The sequence below is a fragment of the Mycobacterium sp. genome, from assembly GCF_050701675.1.
In the GTDB taxonomy this organism is placed as follows: domain Bacteria; phylum Actinomycetota; class Actinomycetes; order Mycobacteriales; family Mycobacteriaceae; genus Mycobacterium.
Genome location: NZ_JBOGDD010000491.1, coordinates 1 through 15,897 on the forward strand (window position 1 = coordinate 1; position 15,897 = coordinate 15,897).

Below are 15,897 nucleotides of genomic sequence, written 5' to 3' on the forward strand. Positions count from 1 at the left end.
GTCAGGCCGCTTCGCGATCCGTCGATGCCGACGACGACTGAGGGTGACGCTGGGTGTGTGTCTCGCATTGTCTGCCCCATGTTCGGTTGGTGTCGTATACGACGCTAGGTGCAGGTCAGTGCATTGGGTCAGAGCAGAAAGTCCCCTCGATGCCGTCGTTGGTCCCTGCTGTGGGGACCTAGTGAGTGGACGGCGGATGACCGGTCACGGAAATTGCGGCCTCGACGGCTTCGGGGTGAAACCGCCCAAACGAGCTCTGGCAGGGACCGCGACACGGCTAATTGCCGCGATAGGTAATCTGGGAAGAGCCGGCTTGAGCGGGTCGCCCACCCCGACCAGAGTCCGACCCTCCCAGGACATCGGGGCGACGGCGCGCGTCTGGTTCTCGACCTCGTCGACGGTGATGGTGATCGCCCTGTCTCCGAGGATGTTTCAGGCGTGGGGTGGAGCGCTCCCAGCAGGGTCGTTGGTCCCTTCCCACGGAAGGGTCTTGGGTCTCGCGGACGGCAACGCCGTGGTGCTCAGGCCGATCGTGATCAGGTGCGGCGGCGAGAGTCGTCGTGCACGAACAGTACCGAGCAGTCGGGATATCCGAGGATCGGATGACAATTCGGGGTCACCGTGGCGGTCAGTCCTCGCGCTGATTCGGACTGGTCGACGACCGCCAACTGCGGGAGGCCGCGGTCCTCTGACCGATGGGTGCATCGACCGGTCCCGGCGGCCACGACTTCCACGTGGACGTCGGGGAAATGGCGCACCCAGCTGTTTTGCCTGCGATCGATCTGACGCACGGTGGCGTTGCGGAGCCTGCCCTCGATCATCGCTCGGCGCACGACGGCGTCGTTGTCCGGGTCGTCGTCGAGCACCACCGCGATGACGCCGCCGACCCAGTCTCCCGCGGCCCCCTCGGGGCGGATGACGGCGACGTCGCAGTGTGCCCGTTCGACGAGCGTGGTGGCCGTGACGCCCAGTGGTGTGCCGATCTCCCGAGAGGTGCCCACGCAGATCATCGTGGCCGTCGAGCTTTCCTCCAGAAGGACGAGCAGCGCGTCTCCGTAGCAAGTGACCTCTTCGAACGGTACCGGCAGCGCCTGGTTTTCGACCGCGGCGCGAGCAAGGCGCAGCGCTTCTTCCGCGCGACACCGTTGGGTGGCGTCGCGGACGACGGTGACGAGTCGCAGCGGCACGCCGCGGTTCTGCGCCTCTGCCACAGCCCAGGAGGCCGCTGCTCGGGATGCCACTGAACCGTCGACGCCGACCACGATCGCAGGCGACGGGTCGTTCATGGGAAGCAACTCCTTCCGTGAGACGCAATCTTCTTCCGGGTGTGTTTGTCATCGAGACTAGGTACGTAGCAGGGTGATTCAACGAGGCGATGGTCCCTAGGAGCGTGGTACATGGTCCCTGAATTCCCAGTGCCCCTGTGATAGCCGGTCCGAGGACATCCTGTGCAGGGACGGTTCACTTCTTACTCGGCGCCGAGGGTGACGCGTGCGGTCTTGATCGCCCCCGTCGGGTCGGTGTAGGTGAGGATGACCGTGTCGCCAGGAGACTTGGACCTCACGGCGGCGACGAGGGCGTCGGCGTCTGCGATGACGCGGTCGTCGACCTTGGTGACGACCGCTCCGAGGGGTAGGTCGGCGGCCGCGGCGGGCCCTTTGGGTGTGATCGCCACGATTATGGCGCCGTGACTCGGACGCTCGTCGTCCGCCTGCGCCCCCAAGGAGGTATGGGATGCCTTACCGGTCGCGACGAGTTGATCGGCGACACGGATGGCCTGTTCGACGGGTATGGCGAAACCAAGTCCGATCGAACCGCCCGGACCGTTGACGTAGTCGCCTCCCGTCGTCGCCAACGCCGAGTTCACACCGATGAGTGCGCCCGTCAAGTCGACCAGCGCTCCACCGGAGTTGCCAGGGTTGATTGCGGCGTCGGTTTGGATGGCGTCGAATACGCTGTCGTCGTCCGTCGAGTCATCCCTGCTCGACACTGGACGGTGCAAGGCGCTGATGACGCCAGTGGTAACCGTCCCTTCCAGACCCAGCGGTGATCCCACCGCAACGACGTTCTGACCGACGGTGAGGTGTTCCGACGAGCCGCGTGTGATGGGGACGAGTCCCAAAGTCGCGGGCACCCGAACGACGGCGATGTCGCTCATAGCGTCGCCGCCGACCACCACGAACGGCGCGGTACGTCCGTCGGCAAGGGTGACCAGGGTGGTTGCTCCACCTTGTTCGGGTTTCGCACCGGCGGGGACCGCGACGACGTGGTTATTGGTCAATATGAGTCCGTCGGAGCGCAAGATGATGCCCGAGCCCTCCGAGGACTGAAATCCGATGGTTGTCTCGAGCTTCACCACGCTCGGTAGCACCTTGGCGGCGACCCGCTCGAACGGTCCGCCCAGAAGGCGAGCGCCCCCGTGTTCGGTGGCGGGCGTCACGACGCCAAAGTCTAGCGGGCGAACCGCCAACGCCGTGACACCACCGATCAGCGCCGAGACCATGACCACCACCAGTACCCCTGCGAGCAGGACAACGGCCTGAAGGGAGTGGAACACGGGAACATTCGGCAACGCCGCGTGCCGTGAGTGGTGTGGCCCGGAGCTGTCGGTTGAGCGCACATAAGCCGCACACGTGCCGTCAGCGGGCAGGAAATCGGGCGTAACGGTCATGCCGTCCTCCTCTGCGCCAACAACCGTTGGCGTGACTCGACCGTAGCCACCGGTGTGGCGATTCCGTAGAGCCTTTCGGCCCCTGCAAGACAGTAGCGGCGCACAGTTCGGTCGGGGTCAGCTTCAATCGAGAGACTTTAGGCCGTAGCGCCGATCCCGTTGTCTCGCAACCCTGAACCCGACGGAGCCGTGCTGAACCACTAACGGAGCAATGGGTCCGGACACACTTGAAGGGCCGGTCGGCCACGCGCAGGATGCGAGTTCGTCGAACTGGAACGGTCGCTCTGTGGTCCTATGTCACGTCCGTGTGTGACCTTTGCCCATACCGGTTGACCGCTACGGTCTTTAGTGTCGAAGTCATGACGATCAAGAGTGACAAGACGATCAAGGACAGCAAGAAGGTGTCGGCGCCTCGTCTTCCGGGTCTGGCCGAAGAGGTTCGCGAGTCGGCCAGGGCGGGCCAGCACGCCGCCAGCCGAGCCCTGCGCGACTTCAGGCGCACAGTCGACGACGCAATCCCCGAGGTGGTCGAACCTCTTCGCGCGCGGATCGTCCATGCGGCAATCGAATTGGCTGACGAGCTCGTCACCGCACAGTTCACATTCCACCGCAGCATCGTGCGGTCCGCAGACCGGGCGATGACGAAGTCAGTGACGCCAGCGAATGATGAGGGCTCTCGTGGACGAGACTGATCTTGAGTTGAGGCTCCCGGCCGCAGAGAACTCAGCCCCGGTGATGGTGGGCATCGACGGATCTCAGTCGAGCCTGCGGGCGGCTGTGTGGGCGACCGACGAAGCAATCGCGCGCGATACCTCGCTGCGCCTGGTTCACGTGGTGAGCCCCGGCGGCTCCGAGCATCTCGATACCGCAATGGCCGATGCGCACCGGGCGCTGCACCGTGCGTGGGAGATCGTCGTGGACACCGGCAAGCCAGTGAAGTTGGAATCGGAGATTCTTGAGGGCGAGCCCGTCGAGGAATTGGTGGAGGCCTCGCGCCGGGCGGTGTTGCTGTGCGTTGGGCACAAGGGTGCGAAGGACTCCGGGGCGCTGAAGCGCGGTGCGACGGCCCGGGCGGTGGCCCGTCGCGCGCACTGTTCGACCGCTGTCGTGCGACGGCGGGGTCCTGCGCGTCGGCCAAGGTCGCATCGGTGGATCGTCGCGATCCTCGACGAGTCACCCGACTCCCACGGCGTGCTCGAAACCGCCGTCGTCGAGGCGTTGCGACACGAAGCCCCGATATTCGCGCTGACCTCGTGGTCGACGACCATGGCGTCTGCCAAGGGCGAGCGGATCAGCGATAAGGCGCTGCGCGCGAACGTAGAGGGACGCCTCGAACGAGCTCGGCGGGATCCGACGGCGGTACAGATGTGTGCGTTGCCGATGCCACACCATCTCCTGCATGTCCTCAAGCAGGCCGCCCACGTCGACCAGATGGTCATTGTCGCGGACAGCCAGCAGCACGCCATCGAGGAGCTGATGAGTGATCGGGCGCACGCCGCACTACGCAAGTCGAGTTGCTCGCTGCTGATCTTGCGTTCTCCGGCGTCCTCAGTTGGCTCGGCCACGGCCTGATCAGACAATCTGATTACATGCGGTGGCAGGGCATTTCCCGTGCCACTCGGCGGGCCCTGTCCGGAACGGGTTGGCGTGCTCACCGGCGGGCGTAATGGGAGGACGCGAGCGTAACCCGGACGGACACACCGGGCCGACACCGTACCGGATGGCGAAGTCGACGAATGGTGCAAACCGGTGTCACGAGGGGGAGTCGTCACGTAATGATGGTGCCCACGAGATGTCCTATACCGTAGGTGATTCCGAGCGCCAGTCCGCCGCCGACGACGTTGCGCGTGACCGCGCGCGACTTGGGCGCACCGCCGAGGACGGCCGATGCCGCTCCGGTGATGACGAGCGCCACTAGCACGGCCGCGACGGTCACCGGAATGCGGAATGCCTGGGGTGGCAGCAGAATTGCGATCAGGGGCAGAAGTGCGCCGACGGTGAAGGATAGAGCCGAAGACAGCGCGGCCTGCCAAGGGTTGGTCAGATCGGTGGGATCGATACCCAGTTCCACGTCGGCGTGGGCGGCGAACGCGTCATGGTCGGTGAGCTCTTCGGCGACGGTGCGCGCGGTGGCCGTTGACAATCCCTTGGCTTCGTACAGCGCCGCGAGTTCGTCCAGTTCCGCCGCCGGGTCCTCACGTAGCTCCCCGCGTTCCTTGCTCAGCAGGGCCTGCTCGGTGTCACGCTGAGCGCTGACGGAAACGTACTCTCCCAATGCCATCGAGACCGCCCCAGCGACCAGTCCGGCGATTCCTGCGGTCAGGATCGGCCCAGGCGATGTCGACGCTGCGGCGACTCCAACCACGATGCCCGCGGTGGAGACGATCCCGTCGTTGGCGCCTAAAACGGCTGCACGCAACCAATTCAGCTTCGATGACACCGAACCCGTATGTGGCTCGGCGGGATGGGATGCCGTTGACATGGTCGCCACGTTAGACATCGACGCACGGATCCGCCAGCCAACGTAGCCTAGCCAAACGGCTTCGGTACCGCGCCGAAGATGGGTGATTTCTGGTCTGTAATGAGTTCATGCACAACCGAGTTCACGCCATGCTTGCGTCAAAGTCTGGTCTGCTCCAGTTGATCGTCGGGGATGTCGTTGCCCTGAATCGCAGTGCCGTTGGCGCATTGGTAAGTCCGTAGCGGAAGCACTGGTCGGTCAAGGTGTGCCGCCACTCTCTACGGTACGAACCTGATTCCCCCAGGTCGCCCTCGCACCGGAATCCCCGATGCGGTAGACCTGCACGGCAGTTCCCACGCTGACGGCGATGACGACCAGGGCGACGACCCACGACGCGACTCGTTTGGGTCGGTGCCCGCGGCCCTCACGCACGTGCACCACTGCCAGGAGTGCGGAGGCCACGAGTAGCGCGATGGCGTAGTAGAGCATTGTGTCGCCCAACTCGGTGTGTGTGTGCAACTGCGGTGACCGACCAACCTGATGTTCGAGCCATTCGCCCGCATCCGTGGTCAGCGGGGTGAGCACGACGGTGATCACGGCTAGGCCGACCACCAACCACACCAAGCGCTGTCGGGCCGCGGGCCAAGCGGCACAAATGATCGCCAGAACGGCCGTGAGCGGCGCGAGGATGACGATGAAGTGCACCAGCAGGGCGTGGGCGGGGAGCCCATTGAACGTGGTCACGAGAATGACTCCTTGGGATGGATTGAACACACGACGGGCGGCGCTGCCCGATCAAGAACGAGATTGTGCGATTAGGGAAAGTGCGAGCCGCGGACAACGGTCGACGGCGACGCGTGCCTCGGTCAGATCGCCGAGTGGTATCGCGGGCTCTCGGGAGCCGTTGCGCGCCCGCGGGTAGCCCCAGTCGTCGCGGCCGAGGACACCGGGCAGCAACTCGGTGCACAGGCCACGGCCATCGCATCGTGTCCAATCGACGTGCAGCCGTGATGGTTTCGGCGGTGTTCTCATGTGTTGTTCCTTTGCGGTGGCCGGTCGGTACGTTCGGCGTCGTGCGCGGCGACCAGGGCAGCGGTGCATCGGCCGGCTCGATGGTGGGCGATATCGACGGCAAAGGTTGCGAGCGCGCTGTGGGCCAGTCGGACGGTTCCGTCGGGATGCCGGCACGAGCCCCTGCCGTTGACGACGTCGAGTAGGCGGTGAACCTCGTCGAGAGATCTGTCGACCACCCGCGCGTAGGCGAGGTCGTCGAACAGTTGCGCCAGCCTAGGTAGACCGTTGCGGCAGGGTCCACACTGCTGGGCGCCCTGTTCTGCGAGGTAGGCGACGATGTCGGCAGTACGGGCGAGGCCACACTGGTCGGACGGGAGCGCGTGGACGATGCCCGCACCCGGGCTCGCCCCGCGCGGTGCCAGGCTCGCACGCGAGAGCCGGGCACCGGGCAGGGCTGCGGTGGGAAGCCAGGTGCCGTGGTATCCGCCGAGAAGGACGGCACCCACGTTGCGCAGGTCGTCAAGGCCGCCGCGTGCCAGCACTTCGGTGAGGAGCGTTCCAATGGGCACCTCCAGGACGTGCCGGCGGGGCAGTAATCCTGACAGGGTCACCAGCATGGTGCCGGGTTCGCCGGGTTCTCCGACCGATCGGAACCAGCCAGGCCCGTAGCGGGCGATCAGGGCGATGTGCGCCAGGGTCTCGACGTTGTTGACCAAGGTGGGTCGCCCGCGCACTCCGGACGTGGACGTCGGCACTGTGCGGTCTCGGGGAATCGCTCGGCCACCCTCGATTCGCCTGACGACGGCCGATTCCTCCCCTGCGACGAACGTGTCGGGTGCCTCGACGACGGTCACGCGATGCCCGTCCAGTCCAGCGGCGGCACGTTCGTCGATGGCGTACCGTGCAGCGGGCGCGACGTGGTTCGGGAGATAGAGGTACACCTTGTCGGCGTGCACTGCTGCGGCCGCCAATTGGAGACCCTCGAGGATCAGGTGCGGTGCGCGCGCCACGAGCATCGCATCCTTACGGCTGAGTGGCTCGCCCTCGGCGCCGTTGCCGATCACAACGGGTTTGCGCCCGGTAACCGACGCGATCTTGCGGCCAGTGGGAAACGCGGCCCCACCCCGGCCGGTCAGGCCGGCCGCCTCCAGTGACGGGATCAGGGTCTCGGCCGCACCGATGGGAACCCCGCCGAATCGCGCGTGGTGTTCCCGCAGACCTGGGCCGTTTGCGGCGAAGAGCTGATTACTCACGGGCGGGTCCGTGCGCTGTAGTCGTTGGACTTTCACCGGCGAGCCGATGTTTGCGTGTCGGGGAATTCGACGAAGGAGGCACGCAGCCGCCACACCAGCGCTGCTGCGACGGTCAACGCGCAGCAACCAGCGAGAGCGAAGAACCACGGATGGCCTGCGTCAGTGCCGTTGCCGAGTGCGTGGGCCAGCGCGATCGGCCACAGCGCGTAGGCCGCCCAGTGCACGACGCGGAAGGCGTGCACCCCGAGACGGTGGCGTAGCAGGCTGGTGACCACGATTGTGACGAGCACGTCGCAAGCCAGGGTTCCCAGTCCGAGCCAAAGCGGCCGGTAGGCACCAAGGAATGGCACCGCGAAGTCCACAACACGCAATTGGGCGTACGGGTCGAAGAACAGCAGTGCCACGTGGAGAACGACCAGGACGGTGCCGGCCAGTGCCGCGAAGCGGTGGACGTCGGCTACGGCGAAGCGGGGGAGGGCTGCGATACGACGGCCCGACCGGGTGGCGATACCCAGCGCTAGGGACACCGTCAGAAACACCAGCGCGGTGACTCCGGTACCGCGACCCAGTGCCCACAATGCTTGGTCGGTCATCGCAGCCGCTCCTGGTCGGCGTGCGGCCACCCGCCGACCGTGTGGACGCCGCGGTCGCTGTCGACTAGCCGGGCCGTCATGCCGAGTACCCGAATCCATTGCAGGGCAGTCCATCCGCGTACCACCGCCGCGGTGGAGACCGTGTTGGCGGCATAACAGGTCTGTGCGGCGACGCTCACCGTCCGCCACACAGGGTCCGCAGGCAGTCCCGTACGCGGGTCGAGGATGTGGTGCCACACCTCACCACCGCGGCGCCAGCGGCGGTGCAGCGTGCTTGACGTGGCCAGTGCCGCTCCGGCCGGAAGTCCAATGGCGCTGGCCGGTTCGTCAGGGGTGTCGTGGACCACGACCTGCCAGGAACCGTCCGGTGCCGCTCCAGCGGTGGCGATGTCGCCGCCGAGATTGACCAGCACGCCACTGCCAGTCGCCTCGAGGACGCGTTGAGCGCACTGGTCCGCGGCAACCGCCTTCGCGGTGGCACCGAGGTCGAGTAGTACTCCCGGCGGCACTGTGACGATCCGATCCCGCAGCGTGACCATCGACCACACCGCCGGGGTGACGATCGACGCGGCGAGGGGCCGGGCGCTCCGAAGGGGCGTGACGCCGCTGTCATAGCCGAGTACGACCGGCGCCGCGCCGACCGTCGGGTCGACGTCACCATCGGTATGGGCAGCCGCCGTCAGCGCGGCGTCCAGCAGGTTGGCCAACATCTCGCTGATCTCGGTCGGACGACCGCCCGACAATGCCAGCGCCGCGACTTCGGAGTCCGGCCGGAAGCGGGATGCGGCAGCGTCGACGGCGTCGAGTTCCGCGTCGACTTCCTGCCGGGCGGTGCACAGCGACCGGGGATTCGTGACGACGATCTGCATGTCCGTACTCCACCGCTGCCACCGGCTCTGCGCGATGTCGTGCACGCTGACGGTCACGAGCCGCGGGATGTCGAGATGCGCGGTGAGAAGTTCGGCGACATGACCGTGGTCGGAGTTAGTATGTGCCGCTTGGTCGTTGGCAGTGTCGGCGGCTGTGACCGATGGGCGACGGGGGGTGGGGCGGGCTCGTAAGTCCGTCGGGAGGTGTAGTCGGGCTCCTGTGCTCTGTGTGTCTCCGGAGGTTGGATCACCCCAGTCCCGGGGGTCCCCGGAGGAGGCGGTTCGGTGGTGACCGGCAGAGCCGGTTCAGTAGTCGTAGCGACCGGGCTGAGTGCCGGGGGCACCTCGAGGACGGGCGCCGGGTCGAATTCCGGCGGAGCAGGATCGCCGGCGACGGTTGGCACTTCGGTTGCGGGGGGTCTGAAGGTGTCGGCGTAGGCCAGGGTGGATGTGCCCGCGACTCCAGCGATCCCGAGGCCGGTCAGCGCCCACGAGACCGCTCTCGCACGGCGCATTCCCGAACGGGGTGAATCCATGACTCCGATGCTGGCAGCCGATTCTTCAAGCCTTCGAAGATTTGGCGTGGCACGCTCATTGGGTGGCCGACCGGACCGCAGCGCCAACGCTGCTCATCGTCGACGACGACCGCGCTCTGAGTGGGATGCTCGTTGAGTTGTTCACCGACGAGGGCTACGAGGTGGAGGCCGCGTACGACGCTCAGCAGGGGCTTCACCGCGGTCTGACCGGGGGCTACGACGCACTCATCGTCGATCGTGGGCTGCCCGTCATGGATGGCGTCGAGCTCATCGGGGTGCTGAGATCGAGGGGGGTCGGGACGCCGATCCTGGTGCTGACCGCGCGCGGTGCGACGACCGATCGCGTCGACGGGCTCGACGCCGGAGCTCAAGACTATCTGGTCAAGCCGTTCGAGGTGCCCGAGTTGCTGGCCCGGGTGCGCGCTCTGGTGCGGCGGCCGAATGACAGCGCGACTTTGCGGGTCGACGGACTGTCCTTGGATCGGTTGACCCGCACCGTCAGCGGCCGCAGGGTGGGTGTCGACGTCGAGCTGTCCGAGCGGGAAGCAGCGCTGCTGAGCGTCCTGATGAGCACTCCAGGGCGCATCTTCACCCGCGGGCAGTTGCTCAGCTCGGCGTTCGACGGCGTCGACACCCCGGGTGTGGTCGACACCTACGTGCACTATCTCCGTCGCAAGCTCGGTCGAGGAATCGTCCGCACGGTCCGCGGCACCGGGTATCGCCTCGGAGCCGGATGACACCCCACGGCGACCTCGCCGTGGTGCGGCGCGCGGGCCGGGTCGCGGCCGTGCAGGCGTCGCTAGCCCTGGCGGCAGTGTTGTTGGTGGTTGGTGCGGTGATCTTCCTGGTCGACGTTCGCGTCCAGAATCAGCAGATTGTCGATCAGCTGACGTCGGTGGCCTCGACGGCTGACGACGCCACCGATCCACCACCGGGAATGCAACTCGTCCTGCGGGACCTGACGGGGACGGTGCAGTCGAGCGTCTCCGACGTGCCGACCGCCGACCTGCTTGCACGCCCGGCGGGGTTCTCCGACGAGCGAATGAAGGGTGGACGCTACCGCGTCCTCGTCGCCGACAAACCCCAAGGCAGGGTGGTTGTGTTACTCGCGCTGGACTCCTACGAAGCGGGCCGGAGCCGGCTGCTGCTGTCGCTGGGCGCGGCGGAACTGGCCGGGATCCTCGCTTCGACCGCCGTCGTCGTCCTGCTTACGCGACGTTCCATCCGCCCGTTGACCGAGGCGTTGGCGTTGCAGCGAAGGTTCGTCGCCGACGCCTCGCACGAACTTCGTGCACCGCTGACCGTCCTGCACACCAGGATTCAGTTGCTCGCACGCCGATTCGACGACGGCGACGCCCACCGGGCCAAGGAGCAGATCGACGCCCTCACGGCCGACACCAGGATGCTCGGCGAAGTGATCGAAGACCTGCTGGCATCGGCCACTATGGCCGGCAGCGGGATTCCCCGCGCCCGCGTCGACGTTTCGGCCATCGCCGATGAGGTCCGCGACGGCATGGTCGAGCACGCTGGCACCGCTGGGGTACGCCTCGTCGTGGATCGTGACATCAACGTCGCAGGACGGGATCTCGCCGTTCTGGGATCGGCGGCGGCGCTCCGTCGCGCCGTCACGTCGCTGGTCGACAACGCTCTGGCCCACGAACATCCGGGTGGACTGATAGCGATCTACCTCGGACGGCGCGGGGCGGACGTCGTCATCGAGGTCCGCGATGACGGCGTCGGCGTCGATCCTGATGCGGTGGACACGCTGTTCACCCGGTTCTCACACGGTGATACCCAGACCGCGTCAGGGGGTCGCCAGCGGTACGGGATCGGACTGGCGCTCGTCCGTGAGATCGCGCTCGCCCATCACGGCGACGTCGGCGTCGCACCTGGGCCCGGCGGCGGCGCGACCTTCAGGCTCACTCTGCCCGCCGCCCCTCCGGTATGACGCCTTCGAAACCTCCTCAGTGGCCCCTAACCACGATGACGGGTACCGGTGAGGCGTGGACGACTGCGGAACCGACTGCGCCCAGCTGTAACCCGGCATGACCAGTGTGGCCTCGGTTGCCGACCACGACTAGCTGCGAGCACCTCGCTTCGAAGATCACTGCGTGCGCTGGCTCGTCACACACGACGCGCCCCGTGACGTGCACGTCGGGGTACTTCTCCTGCCAGTGGGCAAGGCGTCCGGCCAACACATCCTTGGCCTTGGCTTCGGCCTCGAACCACTGGTTCGTGCCGACGAGGGGAAGGACCCCGACGTCGCTCCACGCATGCACGGCCAATAGGTCAGCATGTCTGCACGCCGCCTCCTCGAAGGCCATTGCGATCGCTTCTTCGGAGGTGACGGTTCCGTCGACGCCCACCACGACGGGGCGGGGGTGTGCGCGTGCCGTCCGGTGGTGCGCGCTCAATGGGATTACGGCAACCGGGCACTGCGCACGGTGAATTAGGCCGGTACTCACGGAACCGAGCAGGAGCCGACCCAGGGCTGTGTGTCCGCGGCTGCCCACGACGATCAGCTGCGCTCGTTTCGATGCGTCGATCAGCGCTGGCAGAACGGGCGATTGCAGGACCGCAACCCGGACGTCGAGGGCATCGGCTGGGCCGCTCACGGCGCGCAACCTCGCCTCGGCGGCCGTCAGGACCGAGTCTGCACGCGACTGGTGGCAGTGGGCCGGGTCGGCCGGGGTGTCTGGCGTCGGCGCAATCACGTTGACGAGGATCACCGATGCCTTCCGCAGAGCGCTTTCGTGTGCGGCCCACTCGACGGCGGCATCTGAGTGCGGTGAGCCGTCGACGGCCACCACGATCGGCTGCGGCTCTGCGCTGCGGTACATGTCATGTCCTCCTGAGTATTTGGCTCACGTGTTCGCGGCCTCGGGGTCCCTCGCGGGCGGGCTCGACGTCTGCCGTTGGTCGACGGGGGCAGTCGGCTCGCTGCCCTCAGCGCGGCGTTGAATTCGCCGCAATGTGTTGCGCGTCGTCAACGCGAGCAGTGGACCGGCGGCTTCCGCCAGAAAGGCCTCGCCAGGGTGACGGAGCGCGATCCGAGTGCGCACCAGAAGCCGGCAGCGATCCTCGCCTCGCGGCAACAGGTGGAACGACCACACCACAGTCCAGGGCAGTTGAGGCGGCACCCCTTGCAACACGATCGTGTGATCGTCGACGATGTCGGCGATGGTCAGCACCACATCCCTGTCCAGGCCCATCCGCCGCAGGGGTGCCATCCGGATCACGTCCCCGGACGTAATCCGCTGCCCCTGGCACAGCTCCGTCCGGTCTTGAATCCATCGCATCAGCCAGGGCCATATCTCAGTCGCCGACCGTTCGATTGACACCGCGTCGGTCATCTGTGTCGAGGGCGCCGCGACGAGGTCGTCGCCTGGCAGTGGCATCTGGCATTCGTCCTTGGTCGTGCCCCAGTTGCGGTAGTACCGTCTCGCGGCCCCGAGTGCGGCCAGTCCACCCACGATGGCCCAAATGTGCGATCTCACGCCCCCACTGTGGACTGGGGGCGGTCTAGCGACTAGGGCCAATGGTCATCACCTCGTCAGAAGCATCCCAACTCCGAATAATCCCGTTTGGCGACGAAACACCCGCTTACTTCAGGACTTTCGTCCCTATCGGGGCGTCACGGGCCTTGATTCGATGAATTAGCACGAGCACGGACACGCTGGGATCCCGTGGCTTCCCGAGAGGAACCGCGACGCAAAGCGCATCCGGCCGATGTGGCACCATTGACCGGAAGCAGGGAGCGCATGACGGATGCTTCGGCGCCGATCGTCGTGGGAGTGGACGGCTCCTTGATTGCCTTGAACGCTGCGATCTGGGCTTGCTCGCTCGCGGTGCGACTCGGGGCGCCACTTCGAATCGTGCATGCGATGCCCTACCTCGGACACAACCTGACCGACACGTCGGCCGCGGTACACGCGGTGTCGATCGCCCAGCAACGCGACGGCGCCGAGATGATCCTGCGGAGCGTCGAAGATGCAGTGCGAGAGCAGTTTCCCGCGTCGCGCGTTACCGCCATCGCGGTGTCTGAACCAGCTGACGATGCCCTGGCGGCAGCAAGTCGCACGGCGCGACTGGTGGTCGTCGGCTGCGAAGACGTCAGCATGGTTGGTGCCCTGCTCGTCGGATCGGCAACGTCGGCGATCATCGAACGCGCTTCATGCCCGGTCATCGCGTGGCGTGGTGGTTGCGCCCGCGTGACGGACGAGCCGATCGTGGTCGGCGTCGCTGCCGGCGCCGATGCCGGTGCCGGTGTCGCACTGCATAACGCGTTCAGCTTGGCGGATGCGTTGGCGGCGCCGTTGCGTGTGATTCACGGGTGGGCCGCGTGGGGGGTCCCCGACGACGTGGCACTACCCCATCTCATCGAGATGGCCGTCTCGTCATCTCGAGGCAATGACGAGCGGGATGCGGCGCAGTGGCGGCAGCTCAGCGATGTCGTCGATCCGTGGCGCCTACGGTATCCGGGCGTCGAAGTCACGCTTCTGGGTATGACTGCCGCTCCGGCGAAGGCACTGCTGGAGCAGGTTCGTGATGCGCAGATGGTGGTGGTGGGTTGTCGGCACCGCAATGCGTTGTCCCGCTATGCCTTCGGATCGGTCAGCTTGAACCTCCTGCGCAACGCGCAGCTGCCGGTAGTGGTGTGTCCAGCGCCGTAGGGCTTTAGCCGGAGGACCATTGCCGCCGAGATCCCCATACTCAACGGTTTCGTACCCGGTTGCTCATCAGGACAAGAGAGGATGGCGAGGACGACGGCGAGGCCGAGCAAACCAACGATGGGATGCCTCGGCCATGGCGCCGACATCCGTATCGCGCCGCGATAGACCCCGTGAATCGAATGTGCGGGAGCGCCTGCAAACCGTGGTGGAATGCACCGACCCGTCGTCGACATCCGTAGCGCTGCACGATAAATGCCGTGAATGACGTGATACACGGCGTGACTTTGCTCGACTCGCGCCGCGCCGCATAGCTTCTTCTGATGCGTTCATCACCCGGGAGAGCTTCGTGACGGAACCATCCGTGGTCTCCACGCAGCCGCAACCGGCGGCGGAGTCGCCCGCGCCGAATCGATCGCAGTGGTACACGAGTTCTGCTCCACCTCGTCAGAAGCTGAGGGTAATCGTGGTGGAAATGATCGCGAGCCTGGTGGCACTCGCGATCGTGGCGGCGCTGACGGCCTTCACCCACGACCCGTGGTTGATTCCGCCTCTGGCGGCCAGCATGGCACTCGTCGTCGGCGGCGCCCACTTCCCACTGTCCCAGCCACGCAACGTGATAGGCGGGCACGTGATGTCGGCGATCGTCGGTGTGCTCGTCGGCATGATCGGCATCGATTCGCTGTGGGCCGGTGCACTTGCCGGAGCGTTGGCTCTTGGCACGATGAAACTGCTGCGGATGTCGCACTCCCCGGCCGCTGCGACCGCGATGATCGCCGTCGTCCCCGTCATCCCCCGGTGGGAGTTCGTCGTCCTGGTCGGGTCGGCGGCAGTGATTCTGGTCGTCGTGGGTTTGGCGGGCAACAGGATCAACGGTGCAAAGTACCCGCACTACTGGTGGTGACGGTGGACGGCGCAGTCACGAGCCGACCCCAAGTTCCGTCAGGTGCAGCAGTTGGGGTCGAGGACGGTGCAGAGCGCACCGACGGCGTCACGGCCCGGTCGGTGGTACACGTTCATCCCGCGGCGATCGGATTCGACGAAACCAGCGCGCCGGAGCTGAGCCAGGTGGTGGCTGACGGTGGACTCGGTCAGCCCCAGGGCCGCTGCCAATTCACCGCTGTTCTGTTCGCCCGCTGAGGAGCTGAACAACAGCGACATGATCTTCACGCGCGCCGGGTCCGCGAGCGCCTTGAGTCGCAACGCCACTTCGAGCGCCGCCTCGTCGCTCATGGGTCCCGCGGCCACGGGCGCGCAGCAGACGGGCGCGGTCATGTCGATCGTCGGCAGTGTCTTGGGCACGAAGTCAGTATGGCGACGGACATTGACATAAGTCAAAGAGGTGTGCAGTCTGGGATCACACTAGTTCGACATAAGTCACACACGTTGAAAGGTTCTTCATGTCCCGAGCCCAGCTCGCCCTCAACGTCGATGACCTCGACGAGGCCATCACCTTCTACTCGAAGCTGTTCAACACGCCGCCCGCCAAGGTCAAGGAGGGTTACGCGAACTTCGCGATCGCCGAGCCGCCGCTGAAGTTGGTCCTCCTGGAGAACCCCGGCAGGGGCGGCACCATCAATCACCTCGGCGTCGAGGTCGAGTCCAGCGACACCGTGCACGCCGAGATCGCCCGGCTCACGGCCGAAGGCCTCTTCACCGCTGAGGAGATCGGCACGACGTGTTGCTTCGCTACCCAAGACAAGGTCTGGGTCACCGGGCCGGCTGGTGAGAAGTGGGAGGTCTACACCGTCCTCGCCGACTCCGACACCTTCGGTGCGAATGCCGATCGTGCCGAGGGTGGCACCGCCGCGGCGTGCTGCTGAGGCACGT

18 protein-coding genes are annotated in these 15,897 nt (G+C 66.3%); 7 read left to right on the forward strand and 11 right to left on the reverse strand.

The annotated features are described in order from the left end of the window. Positions 1-536: 536 nt before the first annotated feature. Together ACRDUX_RS14625 and ACRDUX_RS14630 are read right to left on the reverse strand one after the other, a co-directional pair. On the reverse strand, positions 537-1,286 hold the full coding sequence (locus tag ACRDUX_RS14625; RefSeq protein WP_526414745.1) for a universal stress protein: 750 nt from the start codon (positions 1,284-1,286) through the stop codon (positions 537-539). 182 nt (positions 1,287-1,468) lie between these two features. After that, positions 1,469-2,671: a S1C family serine protease gene (locus ACRDUX_RS14630; RefSeq protein ID WP_526414746.1), complete on the reverse strand. Its 1,203-nt coding sequence runs from the start codon at positions 2,669-2,671 to the stop codon at positions 1,469-1,471. A 359-nt stretch (positions 2,672-3,030) separates the two neighbouring features. Between ACRDUX_RS14630 and ACRDUX_RS14635 the strand changes: the two genes are divergently transcribed. Together ACRDUX_RS14635 and ACRDUX_RS14640 are read left to right on the forward strand one after the other, a co-directional pair. After that, positions 3,031-3,363, forward strand: a complete 333-nt coding sequence (locus tag ACRDUX_RS14635; RefSeq protein ID WP_526414747.1) for a hypothetical protein — start codon at positions 3,031-3,033, stop codon at positions 3,361-3,363. After that, on the forward strand, positions 3,350-4,243 hold the full coding sequence (locus tag ACRDUX_RS14640; RefSeq protein WP_526414748.1) for a universal stress protein: 894 nt from the start codon (positions 3,350-3,352) through the stop codon (positions 4,241-4,243). The genes ACRDUX_RS14635 and ACRDUX_RS14640 overlap by 14 nt, the downstream gene beginning before the upstream one ends. A 196-nt stretch (positions 4,244-4,439) precedes the next feature. Here ACRDUX_RS14640 and ACRDUX_RS14645 read toward each other — a convergent pair whose 3' ends face one another. The 6 genes from ACRDUX_RS14645 to ACRDUX_RS14670 all read right to left on the reverse strand — a co-directional run bounded on the left by ACRDUX_RS14645 (position 4,440) and on the right by ACRDUX_RS14670 (position 8,918). Further along, on the reverse strand, positions 4,440-5,153 hold the full coding sequence (locus ACRDUX_RS14645; RefSeq protein WP_526414749.1) for a VIT1/CCC1 transporter family protein: 714 nt from the start codon (positions 5,151-5,153) through the stop codon (positions 4,440-4,442). A 237-nt stretch (positions 5,154-5,390) separates the two neighbouring features. After that, complete coding sequence (locus ACRDUX_RS14650; RefSeq protein WP_526414750.1) at positions 5,391-5,876, reverse strand: DUF2231 domain-containing protein; 486 nt, start codon at positions 5,874-5,876, stop codon at positions 5,391-5,393. A gap of 51 nt (positions 5,877-5,927) precedes the next feature. Further along, a complete protein-coding gene (locus ACRDUX_RS14655; protein ID WP_526414751.1) occupies positions 5,928-6,233 on the reverse strand; it encodes a ferredoxin in 306 nt (101 codons plus the stop codon). Beyond that, positions 6,161-7,399, reverse strand: a complete 1,239-nt coding sequence (locus ACRDUX_RS14660) for an NADH-ubiquinone oxidoreductase-F iron-sulfur binding region domain-containing protein (protein WP_526414752.1) — start codon at positions 7,397-7,399, stop codon at positions 6,161-6,163. The genes ACRDUX_RS14655 and ACRDUX_RS14660 overlap by 73 nt, the downstream gene beginning before the upstream one ends. Before the next feature lie 32 nt (positions 7,400-7,431). Further along, positions 7,432-7,992, reverse strand: a complete 561-nt coding sequence (locus ACRDUX_RS14665) for a ferric reductase-like transmembrane domain-containing protein (RefSeq protein ID WP_526414753.1) — start codon at positions 7,990-7,992, stop codon at positions 7,432-7,434. Beyond that, positions 7,989-8,918: an FAD:protein FMN transferase gene (locus ACRDUX_RS14670; RefSeq protein ID WP_526414754.1), complete on the reverse strand. Its 930-nt coding sequence runs from the start codon at positions 8,916-8,918 to the stop codon at positions 7,989-7,991. The genes ACRDUX_RS14665 and ACRDUX_RS14670 overlap by 4 nt, the downstream gene beginning before the upstream one ends. Positions 8,919-9,459: 541 nt before the next feature. On the opposite strand from ACRDUX_RS14670, the gene ACRDUX_RS14675 reads away from it, so the two are divergent. Continuing rightward, positions 9,460-10,134, forward strand: coding sequence for a response regulator transcription factor (locus ACRDUX_RS14675; RefSeq protein ID WP_526414755.1), 675 nt, complete (start codon positions 9,460-9,462; stop codon positions 10,132-10,134). Further along, entirely contained in the window at positions 10,131-11,345 is a 1,215-nt protein-coding gene (locus ACRDUX_RS14680) for a sensor histidine kinase (protein ID WP_526414756.1), read from the forward strand. Before ACRDUX_RS14675 ends, ACRDUX_RS14680 begins: the two co-directional genes overlap by 4 nt. 16 nt (positions 11,346-11,361) lie before the next feature. Here the strand turns inward: ACRDUX_RS14680 and ACRDUX_RS14685 are convergent, their stop codons facing one another. Beyond that, complete coding sequence (locus ACRDUX_RS14685; protein ID WP_526414757.1) at positions 11,362-12,237, reverse strand: universal stress protein; 876 nt, start codon at positions 12,235-12,237, stop codon at positions 11,362-11,364. 24 nt (positions 12,238-12,261) lie between these two features. Further along, positions 12,262-12,894 carry an SRPBCC family protein gene (locus tag ACRDUX_RS14690; RefSeq protein WP_526414758.1) on the reverse strand — a complete coding sequence of 211 codons (633 nt, stop codon included), beginning with the start codon at positions 12,892-12,894 and terminating at the stop codon, positions 12,262-12,264. 264 nt (positions 12,895-13,158) lie between these two features. Here ACRDUX_RS14690 and ACRDUX_RS14695 point away from each other — a divergent pair, with 264 nt between their 5' ends. Then, a complete protein-coding gene (locus ACRDUX_RS14695) occupies positions 13,159-14,070 on the forward strand; it encodes a universal stress protein (protein ID WP_526414759.1) in 912 nt (303 codons plus the stop codon). Between the two features lie 361 nt (positions 14,071-14,431). Continuing rightward, the gene (locus tag ACRDUX_RS14700) at positions 14,432-14,971 is read left to right on the forward strand and encodes an HPP family protein (protein WP_526414774.1); all 540 of its coding nucleotides are present in this window, start codon (positions 14,432-14,434) and stop codon (positions 14,969-14,971) included. Between the two features lie 38 nt (positions 14,972-15,009). Here ACRDUX_RS14700 and ACRDUX_RS14705 read toward each other — a convergent pair whose 3' ends face one another. Next, the gene (locus tag ACRDUX_RS14705; RefSeq protein ID WP_526414760.1) at positions 15,010-15,369 is read right to left on the reverse strand and encodes an Rv2640c family ArsR-like transcriptional regulator; all 360 of its coding nucleotides are present in this window, start codon (positions 15,367-15,369) and stop codon (positions 15,010-15,012) included. Between the two features lie 98 nt (positions 15,370-15,467). On the opposite strand from ACRDUX_RS14705, the gene ACRDUX_RS14710 reads away from it, so the two are divergent. After that, positions 15,468-15,890, forward strand: a complete 423-nt coding sequence (locus tag ACRDUX_RS14710; RefSeq protein ID WP_526414761.1) for an ArsI/CadI family heavy metal resistance metalloenzyme — start codon at positions 15,468-15,470, stop codon at positions 15,888-15,890. Positions 15,891-15,897 lie beyond the last annotated feature (7 nt).

Bases quoted from the DNA above. Each gene is read 5' to 3' on its own strand.
- ACRDUX_RS14625 (WP_526414745.1), bottom strand. From the start codon at position 1,286: ATGAACGACCCGTCGCCTGCGATCGTGGTCGGCGTCGACGGTTCAGTG.
- ACRDUX_RS14630 (WP_526414746.1), bottom strand. From the start codon at position 2,671: ATGACCGTTACGCCCGATTTCCTGCCCGCTGACGGCACGTGTGCGGCT.
- ACRDUX_RS14635 (WP_526414747.1), top strand. From the start codon at position 3,031: ATGACGATCAAGAGTGACAAGACGATCAAGGACAGCAAGAAGGTGTCG.
- ACRDUX_RS14645 (WP_526414749.1), bottom strand. From the start codon at position 5,153: ATGTCAACGGCATCCCATCCCGCCGAGCCACATACGGGTTCGGTGTCA.
- ACRDUX_RS14655 (WP_526414751.1), bottom strand. From the start codon at position 6,233: ATGCACCGCTGCCCTGGTCGCCGCGCACGACGCCGAACGTACCGACCG.
- ACRDUX_RS14665 (WP_526414753.1), bottom strand. From the start codon at position 7,992: ATGACCGACCAAGCATTGTGGGCACTGGGTCGCGGTACCGGAGTCACC.
- ACRDUX_RS14680 (WP_526414756.1), top strand. From the start codon at position 10,131: ATGACACCCCACGGCGACCTCGCCGTGGTGCGGCGCGCGGGCCGGGTC.
- ACRDUX_RS14685 (WP_526414757.1), bottom strand. From the start codon at position 12,237: ATGTACCGCAGCGCAGAGCCGCAGCCGATCGTGGTGGCCGTCGACGGC.
- ACRDUX_RS14695 (WP_526414759.1), top strand. From the start codon at position 13,159: ATGACGGATGCTTCGGCGCCGATCGTCGTGGGAGTGGACGGCTCCTTG.
- ACRDUX_RS14710 (WP_526414761.1), top strand. From the start codon at position 15,468: ATGTCCCGAGCCCAGCTCGCCCTCAACGTCGATGACCTCGACGAGGCC.